We start from the raw sequence: 12,942 nt of genomic DNA, 5'->3' as shown, positions 1-12,942 counted from the left end.
TTTCCTAATTAAAATTAGTTAAACTCTCTACAAATACTTGTGCCGCTGCTGAAAAGACCTTATCTTTCTTCCAGACAAGATAATGTTCAGAAGTAAGCAAGGGATCAAGTGGACGGAATGTCAAATCCTCTTTATGTGTAAGTTCATTGAAGGCAATCATATAGCCTAAGCCCTCCTCCACGAGAAAAAGTGCATTGAATACCAGATTAAAGGTTGCGACTATATCTAAATTTTTTGTTTCTCCCAACCAATCTAATAATTGATTATCGGAGTGCGTTTTTTGTAATGCTTGACGTGATAAAATTAAGGGCTTGTCTTGTAGGTCTCTAAGACTAATATTTTTTTTATCCGATAAGTTATCTGTTCTAGGTAAAATTACCCCCCAAACATCTTGATAGGGGAGCTTAAGATAATGATAACGTGGCGATTGTTTAGGATGTGCAACTATTGCAAAGTCCAATAATCCCTTATCAATTTGAGCCATAATATCTTCTGCATTCCCCGAGGAAAGATGATAGCGTAACTTTGGGTATTTAAGATTAAGCGATTTTGCTACATTTGCAATTTTAGAAAAAGCTTGGGTTTCTCCACCTCCAATATAAATATCGCCTTCTATAATATCAGTAAGATAACGGAAATCGTTCTCCGTCTTATCTACCATAGAGATGATTTCCTCCGCACGATTTTGAAGCAGAAGTCCTTCTTGAGTCAGCTCAATTTGTCCTTTTTTGTGACGAATGAACAGCTGCTTACCAAGTTCTTTTTCCAAGTCCTTTATTTGTCGTGAGATTGTAGGTTGTGAAACATACAAGCTTGTTGCGGCTTGGGTAATCCCACCTTCTTTAATAATAGCTAAAAAATAACGAAGTACTCGAATTTCCATATCTCTCCTTTAAATATGCTTTATAGGCATATTATATCATTTGAAATAGGTATTTGCTATTTAGCGGCTGCAGAACTATAATAAAGTTATCAAATGAAAGAGAGGTAGTATCAATGGAAATAAGTCAAAAAGTTGTTGTTATTACAGGAGCATCTAGTGGAATAGGTCTTGCAACAGCTAAACTCTTATTAGCAAGAGGTGCAAGATTAGCATTAGCTGCACGACATGTTGATAATCTTCGAGATTTATCAAAAGAATATCCTGAGCAAGTGATTGTTCAAGCTGTAGATGTGGCTGTTTCAGATCAAGTTGACAAACTAATTCAATTAACTTTAAAAGCATTTGGTCGCATAGATGTCCTTTTTAACAACGCTGCTATCATGCCAGTGAGTCATTTGAGAGAAGGACGTCGACAAGATTGGCAAGACATGCTTAATATTAATATTATGGGCGTATTAAATGGTATCTCAGCAGTATTACCAATAATGGAAGCACAAGGACAGGGGCATATCCTAACCACAGATTCAACAGCTGGACATAAAACTTTTCCAAAATTTGCTGTATATAGTGCTACAAAATATGCTATTAGAGCTATTATGGAAGGGCTCCGCCAAGAAGAAAATGATAAAAATATCAAATCTACCTTGATTACTCCAGGAACGACTAGTACTAATCTCTACAAAACGATTCCATCACAATCTGATCAAGAAGATGAACTAGCAGTTCATGAAAGTGCAGCACTTGCACCAGATGACGTTGCAAAAGCTGTCGTATATGCCATTGATACACCAGATGATGTTTCGGTAAGTGAAATTCACATTCGTCCAACACATCAAATTCCATAAAGGTGAAATATGAGAAAGAATAAAAAAATAAGTCCAAAAGATAATCGGATTACAGAAATTACTAACCCTACTAAAGTTAATCTAACCATAGGTAATACAACTGTAGCGGCATATCTAGGTAATAGTACGGCGGCAAAAGCTTTATATGAACAACTTCCTTTTAAAACCCAAGTATCAGCAGGCTCAGTAGATTTCTGCGGAAAATTCTCAGGGTTACCTTACCATGAAGATGAAGTTCAGGGAGGATGGTTTGCTGGAGACATTTGTTACGATCCAAATGGCGACTGGTTAGCCGTATTTACAGGAGGGGATAATGCTAAACCACACCTCAAAGAACTTTTTTTAGGGCAGATTGCACATAATGAAGACATAACCAAAGTATCCCAAATCAAGGGAACAGTTGAATTAATGATCAGTCTAGCATAAAAAAGATAAGATATTTAGAAAGAAGAAAAACATGACAAAAACATTTGAAATCTACAAGAACATTGAAAATAAAACCGTACGCTTTAAAAACAGATTTGGAATTGAGATTGCAGGAGATCTTTATTTGCCTGAAGATTATGCGAATAAGAAAAACCCAGGAATTGTAATTTCAGGGCCATTTGGCGCAGTGAAAGAGCAATCATCAGGTCTCTATGCACAGGAATTTGCTAAATATGGTTTTGTGGCGGTAGCATTTGATCCCTCATTTACAGGAGAATCAGGGGGAGAAGTTCGTAATGTTGCTGAACCAGCTATTTTTGCCGAAGACTTTAGTGCAGCAGTTGATTTTCTTGGTACTCTTCCTTATATTGATCGTGAACGTATTGGCGCTCAAGCAATCTGCGGATTGTCAGGGATGGCATTAACAGCAGCAGGCGCTGATACACGAATCAAAGCCGTAGCAACAGCGTCGATGTACGATATGTCAAATTCTATGTATCTAGGTTATAAAAATAGTTATAGTGTAGAGCAACGTGCAAAATTAAGAGATTATGTGAGTAAAAAACGTTGGGACGATGTTGACAATGGTAATGTTGACTCTGGTAACTATGAAAAAGGCTGGCATGAACTGGGATTTGATGAGGAGGGTAATGTAATAAGCGGTACCACCCTTTTCCCTAAAGAATTACCCACTGATGCAGATCCAGTGACAACAGCCTTCTACAATTATTATCGTACTCCTCGTGGTTACCATGAACGTTCTATAAATTCAACCACAGGGTGGACAGCTACAACACCTATGTCTTTTTATGAATTCGACCTCTACAAAAATATCAAAGATATATCTCCACGTCCTGTTATGTTTATAGCTGGAGAAAATGCCCACTCGCTCTACCACTCGGAAGAAGCCTATGCACTAGCCAATGAACCTAAACAGCTTGTTGTCGTACCAAATGCGGATCATGTGGATCTCTATGACAAAAAAGATAAAATCCCATTTGATAAGCTTGTCAATTTCTTCAAAGAAAATTTGTAAATAGGTCGAGTTTTACTTTGAACTTTACGCTGAGACACTTGGTTTAAAAAAATTCGATTTATGATTGCTCAATTCTACCACATCTTAAGTAAATGAGAGTACAAAAAGAGCTACCTATATTGGGTAGCTCTTTTTGTAGAAATTACTATCAGTATTAGTATTAGTATTAGTATTGGTAATAGTATCAGTATAGGTATTAGGAAGATGATGAAGTACATTCATTTTCAAAATAATTTATATTTACTAAAAAATTAAATCCAGACTTCGTTGAATCAGATACTACAAATTAACCACTCTTAACACATCAAAAATAACCTACAAACTAACAAGAATTATAAAAAAATTATTGAAGGATTGAGGAGGAAGAAAGACAATAGAGAGAGAAGAAAATTCGAGGAAAAAAGCAGCCAAAGATAAAAAGACCGCTTGGAATAGATGATTGACATTAGTTTAATATTTCACTACAATATATTCTAATTTGACTAAGAATTGTTAAGGAGAAATAAAAAGAGATGTCAGAGCATCATGGTTATCAGCATAATGTCAACAAATTGATGGAAGAATTTCCCTTCTACGTGAATGAGTATATCGAGTCTAAACGTACCATACCGCTGAGTATAGCTTCGATTTATGCTTACTGTCTAGAGTTTAGAAAGTATTTGTTATGGCTAAATGCTAGTCATATAACATATCACGATAATATCAAAGAAATCACGTTGAAAGAGTTGGAAAGTGTAAAGAAGCGTGAATTAGAAGAATTTGTTCTCAATGAAAGACTGCGTTTGGAAGAAAAATGTGGATCAGCTACGCATACCTCAGCAATCAATCGTACTATTGCCGCACTCAAAAGTCTATATAACTATCTTTGTGAGCAAACTGAGGATGAGCATGGTAAGACCTATATGACGAGAAACGTTAGTAGATTAATTCATATCCGTAAGAAAAGTGAAACGCTGCATTATCGTGCTGCTCAACTGGAAGGAAAGTTATTTCTCGACGGAGAAACACAAGATTTTTTGAATTTTGTGGATACCGAATATGAAACCATGCTTAGCAAACGGGCCCAGGTATCTTTCCAAAAAAATAAACTAAGAGATCTCGCTATATTAAGCCTTTTTTATCGTCTGGAATACGTTGTTCAGAACTAGTAGGCATAAATTTCGAACACTTAAATACCAATGAAAATAAAGTACTAGTTTTTCGGAAAGAAGCCAAGTATGATGTGGTCCAAATAGCTAAATTTTCTCATCAATACATCCAAGACTATGTTGAAAGCAGAAGAAAATCGCTATCTGAAACTCATGCGTTGTTTGTAACGGACTATAATGGCAGAATTAGACGGATTTCTAACGCCTCCATCAACAAGTTAGTTGCGAAATATTCCGCAGCATACAAGGTACGAGTAACGCCACATACCCTCAGACATACCTTTGCTTCACGCCTTTACAAAGTCAGTCATTCTCAGGTCCTTGTCAGCAATCAATGCTGAAGCTAAAGATGCATTGAGCAAGTTATAAAATTCACAAACTATCATAAATTTATTTAGTTGCTATTTTTGCTATAATCATGTTAATTCAATAAAAGACAAAGGAGTTAACATGAAAATCATTCAGGCTGTCCATATTAACGGATCTGACAAACATAAACGCTATTGGAAGGTACCAGATCACTTACAACCGATAAGATTACGAAAGGGCGACGAAGCCGCTGTAGAGACAGCAAATGGCCCACAGCGAGTCAAAATTGTGGCGGTGGTTACCTCAAAAGATGGCTTTTTATATTGGAAAAATGGCGATATCTGGCACAAATTTGAAGTTCAACAGGAAGTTTTGGCATTCTTTGACAGAAAAACAAAGGAAGTCAAGTACCCACCAGAAGCTCAATAAATAAAGACATTAAGGAATTAAAAGTAGGAGAGGATAGTGTTATAAAAGCCAATTATATCAAGGTTTCTCAAAACCATGAATAAGAGGTAACACAGCTCTCCTCTCAAAAATTCCCTAACAACTTTCCGAAAAACTGTAATTTTCTTGACAATTATAAGTGCTTCTGGTATACTGGAATTTATGAAACGTGAGCAATTAATACAAAATGTTGAAAAACTAAAAAAAATAATGCCTTCTTATGTTTTGGAATATTACCAATCAAAACTTGCAATTCCTTATAGTTTGAATACTCTTTATGAATATTTAAAAGAATACGAAAGATTTTTCAGTTGGTTAGTTGATTCGGGGATTGCTGATGTTCAATATATTTCTGATATTTCTTTATCGGTTCTTGAAAATCTGACGAAAAAGGATATGGAATCTTTCATTCTTTACTTACGAGAACGTCCAAGACTCAATACTCATTCCACTCAGTATGGAGTTAGTCAAACAACTATCAATCGCACCTTATCTGCTTTGTCTAGTCTATATAAGTATTTGACGGAGGAGGTTGAGAATGAGGAGGGAGAACCCTACTTCTATCGAAATGTAATGAAAAAAGTTCAAACTAAAAAGAAATCGGAAACCTTAGCAGCACGTGCTGAAAATATAAAAGGGAAGCTGTTTTTAGGTGATGAAACACAGGGTTTTTTAGACTATATTGATAATGAATACGAAAGCATCCTTTCAAATCGTGCTAAAGCTAGCTTTTTTAAAAATAAGGAACGAGATTTAGCGATTATAGCTCTAATATTAGCTTCTGGCATACGTCTTTCAGAGGCTGTAAATGTAGATTTAAAAGATTTAAATACTAATACGATGGTTGTTGAAGTTACACGTAAAGGCGGGAAAAGGGATGCTGTACCCATTGCTCCATTTGCTAAAGTTTACTTTGAACGCTATCTAGCTATTAGAGAAAAGCGTTATAAAACGACTAAGAAAGATTATGCTTTATTTGTAACGTTGTATCGTGATACTCCGAGTAGAATTGACCCATCTAGTGTTGAAAAGTTGGTTGCTAAGTATTCTCAAGCCTTTAAAGTAAGAGTAACACCTCATAAACTTCGTCATACTTTAGCAACTCGCCTATATGCCCAAACAAATTCTCAAGTTTTGGTGAGTAATCAGTTAGGGCATGCCTCTACACAGGTAACTGATCTTTATACCCACATTATTAACGAAGAACAGAAAAATGCTTTAGATAATTTATAAAAAAAGCCAGGATAAACTGGCTTTTTTTATAAATTATTATTTTTGATGATTGCTGTTAGAGTGGACAGAGAACGCTCAGCAACCTGACTATATCTCTCCTTTTTATCACGAATTCGAGGTCCATCTAATTCTTGTACGATGCCAAATGTAACGTTCATCGGTTGAAAATGTTTACTGTCAGTATGTGTGATATAGTAAGGAAGACTACCGATAGCGGTCGTTCTAGGAAAAATGACTTCTTCTTCCTCTTTTAATAAGCGTACAGCATTAATCCCAGCCACTAAACCGGAAGCAGCAGACTCAACGTAGCCTTCTACTCCTGTCATTTGACCAGCGAAGAAAAGATTGGCTTGTTTTTTAGATTGAAAAGTTTGTTCAAGGAGGTTGGGGGAATCCATATAAGAATTACGATGCATCACTCCATAGCGGACAAACTCAGCATTCTCTAAACCTGGTATCATTTGAAACACCCGTTTCTGTTCTCCCCATTTTAGGTGAGTTTGAAAACCAACAATATTGTAGAGCGATGCAGAAGCGTTGTCCTGACGTAGTTGAACAACTGCGTAAGGAGTTTTAAAATCACCATCACGAGGACCATTGTAAGAGTCAGGGTACTCTAGGCCTACAGGTTTCATAGGTCCAAATAACATGGTTTTATAGCCCCTCTTGGCCATTTCTTCAATGGGCATGCATCCTTCAAATACTTTCATATCTTCAAAGGAATTAAGTGGAGCTTCTTCTGCAGAGATTAAAGCTTCTTGAAAAGCCAAAAATTCTTCTTTTGTCATTGGACAATTAATGTAATCGGCCTCACCCTTATCATAGCGAGATTTTTTATAAACCTTATTATAATCAATTGAATTAGCGTCAATTATTGGAGCTGCAGCATCATAGAAATAAAAACCATCCCCACCATTTAAATCATGAATTTTAGCAGCCAACTTATCTGAAGTCAATGGTCCAGTAGCAATAATTGTGATTTCATCGCTTGGAAGTTCTGTGATTTCTCCACGAATTACTTCAACTAGTGGATGTTGTGAGACTTGTTCCGTGATATAATTTGAGAAAGCTTCTCTATCTACAGCTAAAGCTCCACCAGCAGGAACTTGGGTCTCTTGCGCAGCCTTCATAATGACTGAATCTAAGCGTCTCATTTCTTCTTTTAAAAGACCAACAGCATTAGTAATTGCAGCTCCTCTAAGTGAGTTTGAACAAACAAGTTCAGCAAATTTATCTGTTTTATGCTGTGGGGTAGATTTTACACCACGCATTTCGTAAAGCTTAACAGGGACTCCACGTTTTGCAATTTGGTAGGCAGCTTCAGATCCTGCAAGACCAGCTCCAATAACATTAATATGTGTTTTTTTCATTATACAATTATACCATATCTTATATAAATGGATCGTTTTATCAGATTAATAAGAGATAGTAAGTCCTACTATTATCTTTTCCTATTTTTGTTTTTCTTCTTGGTAATCGCACTTCTCATTTGAACAAACAACTTGTTTACCTCCACCACGGACTTTTTTCTCTACTAAGAAATCTCCAGATTTAGGGCACTCACGTCCAATTGGTTTGTCCCAACTAGTAAATTCACAGTCTGGGTAACGATCACATCCATAAAATACACGGTTTTTCTTTGTCTTACGTTCAATGATATTTCCCTCATGACAAAGTGGACATTTAACTCCTATTTCTTTCACAATAGCCTTTGTGTTTCGACAGTCAGGAAAGTTACTGCATGCATAAAATTTACCAAAACGTCCAAGTTTGATAACCATCGGACTTCCGCAAACGTCACAATCAAAACCAGCTGGTTCATCCTTGATCTGAATTTTTTCCATGCCGGATTCAGCATTTTCTAATTCTTTAGCAAAAGGTTTATAAAATTGGTCAACTACCTCTATCCATTGCCGTTTTCCCTCTTCAACTTCGTCTAAGTCTTTTTCCATTTCGGCTGTAAATTCAGTATTTACAATATTAGGGAAGAACTCAACAATAAGCTTATTGACAATTTCTCCAAGCTCTGTAGGTTCAAAACGCTTAGCGACTAAGCGCACGTAATAGCGTTTTTGAATTGTCTCTAGCGTTGGGGCATATGTGGAGGGGCGCCCTACCCCATTTTCTTCCAAAGTTTTGATAAGCGTTGCTTCGGAATAGCGCGCTGGGGGTTGGGTAAAGTGCTGTTCAGGTTTAACGCTTGTTTTTTTCACGGTATCGTTCTCTGACATTTCAGGCAACATTTTTGATTTGTCAGAGTCGTTGTATATTGCAAGGTAACCATCGAATTTTACTTGGGAACCATTAGCTACAAAAATGACTCCGTTTTGTGAGAGATTAACTTTTACTGTGTCAAAAACAGCTGCAACCATTTGACTGGCTACAAAGCGATTCCAAATAAGCGTATAGAGCTTCAATTGATCTTTATCTAGATATTTGGCAATTGATTCTGGAGTATTAAATACATTTGATGGTCGTATAGCCTCATGGGCATCCTGTGCGCCAGCAGCGTTTTTAATTTTTGAACCATGTTTACTGTATTTTTCTCCGAATCTATCAACAACATAGTTATGAGCAGCTGCTTGAGCAACGGGTGAAATACGCGTTGAATCTGTCCTCATATAGGTAATTAGCCCTTGGTGTCCTTGACTTCCAAGAGTTAGACCTTCATAAAGTTGTTGGGCAACCATCATAGTTTTACGAGTTCGGAAATTAATTTTATTAGCAGCATCTTGTTGCATGGAACTCGTGGTATATGGAAGTGGAGCATTTCTACGACGTTCCTTTTTTTCAACTTTATCAACATTAAAGTCAGGACCATCAAGTCGTTCCATTATTTGGACAACGTCATCATTGTTTTTTAAAGGATGCTTTTTACCATCAATTCCCCAAAAAGAAGCTTTAAATTTCTTTGTTCCCTTTTTGAATTCACCATCGATTGACCAATACTCTTCTGGAATAAAAGCGTTAATTTCATTTTCTCTATCTACTATTAGTTTTAAGGCAATAGATTGTACACGACCAGCAGATAGGCCTTTTTTAACTTTTTTCCAAAGGATAGGGCTAATTGAATAACCGACCAAACGGTCTAGCACACGGCGTGCTTGCTGTGCATCAACTAAATCAACATCAATTTTACGCGGTTCTTTAAAAGCATTTTTAACTGCATCTTTTGTAATTTCATTAAAAACTACACGATTTTTCTCTTCAAGTGGAAGATTTAAAATATGTGCTAAGTGCCATGAAATTGCTTCTCCTTCACGGTCCGGGTCACTTGCAAGATAAACTGCTTTCGCAGCTTTAGCTTCTTTTTTTAGCGAATTAATTAAAGGAGCTTTTCCGCGGATGTTGATATACTGGGGTTCATAGTTATTTTCGATGTCAACGGACATCGTAGATTTTTTCAAATCTCTGATATGTCCTACACTGGCCACAACTTTGTAATTACGTCCTAAATACTTTTCAATTGTTTTAGCTTTTGCAGGTGATTCTACAATAACTAAATTTTTGCCTGGGGTTACTTTTTTTCTTGTTGTTTTTTTCTTTGTTTTTGTTTTAGTCGCTGTTGGCATATTTATTCCTAGCTAATTATATGAGAGGTGAACATTCCTGTGCTTCTTTCATTAGAATGTTCTCTTAAAACATTAAATTTTCATTTTAATGATACCCTCCAATAATAAATGCTTTTAAGCAATATGTCAAGCTATTTCATTTTCTTATAGGAAAAGCCGATATTTATGTGTTTAAATAGTAAGCCTTTTAATCCTTATAATATAATGGGTTTTATTGCTTTTATTGGTAAATATATTCTTCTAAAATATCTTGTGCCTGATAGACTAATTTTGCTCCTTGTTGAATAAGATGGTGGCAACCATCAGATTGTCCATCTAAGATGTTACCTGGTACTGAGAAAACATCCCTCCCTTCTTCCATTGCTCTTTCACATGTAATTAAACTGCCACTGCGCAACTTAGCTTCAATAACGACCACGCCACGTGCAAGTCCAGCAATAATACGATTGCGCTCTGGGAAATGATATTTAAGTGGTTTTTCGCCTGGAGCATACTCTGAAATTACAAGTTGATGATGTGCGAGATAGGTTTGTATTTTGCGATTTTCACTAGGATAGAATACATCTAAACCAGTTCCTATTACAGCGATAGTTGGGGTATGTGTTTGAATGGCTGAAAGATGGCTTATGGTATCAACACCGCGAGCAAGGCCACTGACAATTGTAAAAGTTTGATGAAGCTCCCCAATAAGTTTTTGAACTGTTTTTAAGCCCTGAGAACTTGAAGTTCGGCTGCCAACGAATGCCAGCTTAGGGTTCCTCAGAAGAGAAAGATCCCCTTGATAGAATAAAAGTACTGGTGGGTTATAGATTTCTCGTAATCGCTCTGGATAATCTTTGTCAAGAATTGAAAGAGAATTGAATTGCTTATATTTCTCTCTTAAAACTTTTGTATCTTGAGATTTGTATCGTTCGATAAAATCAGCAACAGATCTTACCTGTGAAACCTGAGCCATGCGCCGTAAGCTTAACTTGTCAGAATTTTGCTGATAAAATTTCAGCAACTTATTTACCCCGAGATTAGTCATGCCTGCAGTCTTCCAGCGAAATAAATCAAAATTTGTAATCATAGATACCTCCATTAAAGCTTCTTAAGAGTTATATACGAAATAAATAGAAAAATGTCACTAAAAAGTACTGACAGAGTTGTCAGTACTTTCATAGATTATTCTGCCTCAGTAATATCTGCTCTAAGTTTATCAAGATCAAGTTGTGCCTCAAGAAAGTTTCGATTTTCGGTTGGGAAACTTTGGAGGAGTTGGTCGATCTTACCAATTGCAACATTACCAGAAAATCCTTCAAAATCGATGATATGTCCTCCAAAATGTTTATCCTGGCTAAGAAAATGGAGATGATAACCAGCTACACTAACTCCATGGAAGAGTTCGGGTGTCCAAAAACCTACGATTGTGCCGGTAATTTTCTTTTCCATATATTCGGGTTGTCGAGCAGCAATTTCGACAAAAGGTTCACCTTCTTTACCCCCTGGGGACATCCGTACATGCATGCTATCAAAGCTTCCTTCCAATTTTATAGCATGGAACAAATTTTTGCTTGAGAACTGGGTTTCAATTGCAGTCAGTAATTCTGAATTAATCGCATTTTCCACTTCAAATGACAAAACCTTAGCAAAAGGCGTCACAGCACCATATGGTGCTGTTTCCGATCCAGTTAGTTTACTGACCGTGTTGTCAGCACGCGCTTGATAAGCTTCACCGTCTAAAATGATTACTTCTCCTGTAATGCCAGCGAGCGTGCCAATCCCAAAATCACCGTGTTCTAGTAATTCTGAAATAGTAATACTTCCTTCATAGAGTCCAGACATTAAAGCAGCTAAACTACTATGATGAAACATTTTTGTAGTTTTATCTATCAAATTTTTTCTCCCTATCTTCGTGTCAGTAGCTGACAGAAGTTTCTATCCGTTTCTTTATCTATTTTATCACAAAGTTTTATTAAGCAAGTAGGAAGGATTTGTTAAATAAGACACAAGCAAGTTTTTTGCTTTTATAGCTTATTAAATGGTTAAATTATATTGGATTATAATGTAATCAATAAATTTAAGGAGCCCTCTATGACTCAGGATTATCGAGTTTTACTATATTATCAATATGTTCCCATTGAAGATGGAGAAAATTTTGCCCAAAAACACCTCTCAGACTGTAAAGCATTAGGTTTAAAAGGACGTATTTTAGTTGCTGACGAAGGTATTAACGGAACTGTTTCTGGTACTGTCGAGCAAACAAATGCCTACATGGAACTGATGAAAAATGACCCTCGCTTTAGCTCAACAATTTTCAAAATTGATGAAGCCGAGCAAAATGCTTTTAAGAAAATGCATGTCCGTTATCGCCCTGAATTAGTCAATTTAAGTTTAGAAGATGACATCAATCCCTTGGAACTTACTGGGGCTTATCTTGATCCAAAAGAGTTTCGGGAGGCCATGCTTGACGAAAATACAGTAGTGATTGATGCACGAAATGATTATGAATTTGATTTAGGACATTTTCGTGGCGCCATTCGTCCAGAAATAAGAAGTTTTAGAGAACTTCCTCAATGGATTCGAGATAACAAAGAACAATTCATGGAAAAACGTGTTTTAACCTACTGTACCGGTGGAATACGTTGTGAAAAATTTTCAGGATGGCTCGTTCGGGAAGGCTTCAAAGACGTTGGTCAACTTCACGGAGGAATTGCCACATACGGAAAAGACCCAGAAGTTCAAGGCGATCTCTGGGACGGACAAATGTATGTTTTTGATAGCCGAATCGCAGTTCCAATCAACCAAAAAGAACATGTCATTGTCGGACGTGATTGGTTTGATGGAAGCCCATGTGAACGTTACATCAATTGCGGAAATCCAGAATGTAACAGACAAATGTTAGCTTCAGAGGAAAACGAAGCAAAATATCTTGGTGCTTGTTCACATGAATGTCGAGTTCATCCCAATAACCGTTACATCAAAGCCCACCAACTATCAAATCAAGAAGTTCAAGAACGTCTTGCGCTACTTGAGAAAGATTTAGCATCATAATATAAAAAGT

At 36.6% G+C, this 12,942-nt stretch carries 13 protein-coding genes; 8 read left to right on the top strand and 5 right to left on the bottom strand.

Translation table 11 applies throughout. The annotated features are described in order from the left end of the window. Positions 1–4 precede the first annotated feature (4 nt). Entirely contained in the window at positions 5–883 is an 879-nt protein-coding gene (locus JW886_RS05920) for a LysR family transcriptional regulator (RefSeq protein ID WP_205871558.1), read from the bottom strand. Positions 884–996: 113 nt separating this feature from the next. Here JW886_RS05920 and JW886_RS05915 point away from each other — a divergent pair, with 113 nt between their 5' ends. From JW886_RS05915 to xerS, 7 genes are all read left to right on the top strand, one after another. Then, positions 997–1,728: an SDR family oxidoreductase gene (locus tag JW886_RS05915; RefSeq protein ID WP_205871557.1), complete on the top strand. Its 732-nt coding sequence runs from the start codon at positions 997–999 to the stop codon at positions 1,726–1,728. Between the two features lie 9 nt (positions 1,729–1,737). Next, positions 1,738–2,154: a cyclophilin-like fold protein gene (locus tag JW886_RS05910; protein WP_205871556.1), complete on the top strand. Its 417-nt coding sequence runs from the start codon at positions 1,738–1,740 to the stop codon at positions 2,152–2,154. Between the two features lie 31 nt (positions 2,155–2,185). Continuing rightward, positions 2,186–3,190, top strand: a complete 1,005-nt coding sequence (locus JW886_RS05905; RefSeq protein WP_205871555.1) for an alpha/beta hydrolase — start codon at positions 2,186–2,188, stop codon at positions 3,188–3,190. A 512-nt stretch (positions 3,191–3,702) separates the two neighbouring features. Further along, the gene (locus JW886_RS05900) at positions 3,703–4,338 is read left to right on the top strand and encodes a site-specific integrase (RefSeq protein WP_241003745.1); all 636 of its coding nucleotides are present in this window, start codon (positions 3,703–3,705) and stop codon (positions 4,336–4,338) included. Then, positions 4,296–4,679, top strand: a complete 384-nt coding sequence (locus tag JW886_RS09880) for a tyrosine-type recombinase/integrase (protein ID WP_338092714.1) — start codon at positions 4,296–4,298, stop codon at positions 4,677–4,679. Before JW886_RS05900 ends, JW886_RS09880 begins: the two co-directional genes overlap by 43 nt. 109 nt (positions 4,680–4,788) lie before the next feature. Further along, entirely contained in the window at positions 4,789–5,076 is a 288-nt protein-coding gene (locus JW886_RS05895; protein WP_205871554.1) for a hypothetical protein, read from the top strand. Between the two features lie 180 nt (positions 5,077–5,256). Next, entirely contained in the window at positions 5,257–6,327 is a 1,071-nt protein-coding gene (gene xerS, locus JW886_RS05890) for a tyrosine recombinase XerS (RefSeq protein ID WP_205871553.1), read from the top strand. A 26-nt stretch (positions 6,328–6,353) separates the two neighbouring features. Here xerS and trmFO read toward each other — a convergent pair whose 3' ends face one another. From trmFO to budA, 4 genes are all read right to left on the bottom strand, one after another. After that, complete coding sequence (trmFO, locus tag JW886_RS05885) at positions 6,354–7,697, bottom strand: methylenetetrahydrofolate--tRNA-(uracil(54)-C(5))-methyltransferase (FADH(2)-oxidizing) TrmFO (RefSeq protein ID WP_205871552.1); 1,344 nt, start codon at positions 7,695–7,697, stop codon at positions 6,354–6,356. Between the two features lie 81 nt (positions 7,698–7,778). Beyond that, complete coding sequence (gene topA / locus JW886_RS05880; RefSeq protein ID WP_075525829.1) at positions 7,779–9,899, bottom strand: type I DNA topoisomerase; 2,121 nt, start codon at positions 9,897–9,899, stop codon at positions 7,779–7,781. Positions 9,900–10,119: 220 nt separating this feature from the next. Then, positions 10,120–10,965 carry a DNA-processing protein DprA gene (dprA, locus tag JW886_RS05875; RefSeq protein WP_205872491.1) on the bottom strand — a complete coding sequence of 282 codons (846 nt, stop codon included), beginning with the start codon at positions 10,963–10,965 and terminating at the stop codon, positions 10,120–10,122. A gap of 98 nt (positions 10,966–11,063) precedes the next feature. Further along, positions 11,064–11,771, bottom strand: a complete 708-nt coding sequence (budA, locus tag JW886_RS05870) for an acetolactate decarboxylase (protein WP_420844225.1) — start codon at positions 11,769–11,771, stop codon at positions 11,064–11,066. A gap of 201 nt (positions 11,772–11,972) precedes the next feature. On the opposite strand from budA, the gene trhO reads away from it, so the two are divergent. Further along, positions 11,973–12,932, top strand: coding sequence for an oxygen-dependent tRNA uridine(34) hydroxylase TrhO (gene trhO / locus JW886_RS05865; RefSeq protein WP_205272414.1), 960 nt, complete (start codon positions 11,973–11,975; stop codon positions 12,930–12,932). Positions 12,933–12,942: the final 10 nt, after the last annotated feature.

The sequence above is a fragment of the Lactococcus taiwanensis genome, from assembly GCF_017068355.1.
Lineage (GTDB): Bacteria > Bacillota > Bacilli > Lactobacillales > Streptococcaceae > Lactococcus > Lactococcus taiwanensis.
This window is presented reverse-complemented; position numbering and strand designations above follow the sequence as displayed.

Excerpts from the sequence above, each read along its gene's own strand:
- trmFO (WP_205871552.1), bottom strand. The coding sequence starts at position 7,697 with ATGAAAAAAACACATATTAATGTTATTGGAGCTGGTCTTGCAGGATCT.
- topA (WP_075525829.1), bottom strand. The coding sequence starts at position 9,899 with ATGCCAACAGCGACTAAAACAAAAACAAAGAAAAAAACAACAAGAAAA.
- xerS (WP_205871553.1), top strand. The coding sequence starts at position 5,257 with ATGAAACGTGAGCAATTAATACAAAATGTTGAAAAACTAAAAAAAATA.
- JW886_RS05910 (WP_205871556.1), top strand. The coding sequence starts at position 1,738 with ATGAGAAAGAATAAAAAAATAAGTCCAAAAGATAATCGGATTACAGAA.
- JW886_RS05920 (WP_205871558.1), bottom strand. The coding sequence starts at position 883 with ATGGAAATTCGAGTACTTCGTTATTTTTTAGCTATTATTAAAGAAGGT.
- JW886_RS05905 (WP_205871555.1), top strand. The coding sequence starts at position 2,186 with ATGACAAAAACATTTGAAATCTACAAGAACATTGAAAATAAAACCGTA.
- JW886_RS05895 (WP_205871554.1), top strand. The coding sequence starts at position 4,789 with ATGAAAATCATTCAGGCTGTCCATATTAACGGATCTGACAAACATAAA.
- JW886_RS05915 (WP_205871557.1), top strand. The coding sequence starts at position 997 with ATGGAAATAAGTCAAAAAGTTGTTGTTATTACAGGAGCATCTAGTGGA.
- JW886_RS05900 (WP_241003745.1), top strand. The coding sequence starts at position 3,703 with ATGTCAGAGCATCATGGTTATCAGCATAATGTCAACAAATTGATGGAA.
- trhO (WP_205272414.1), top strand. The coding sequence starts at position 11,973 with ATGACTCAGGATTATCGAGTTTTACTATATTATCAATATGTTCCCATT.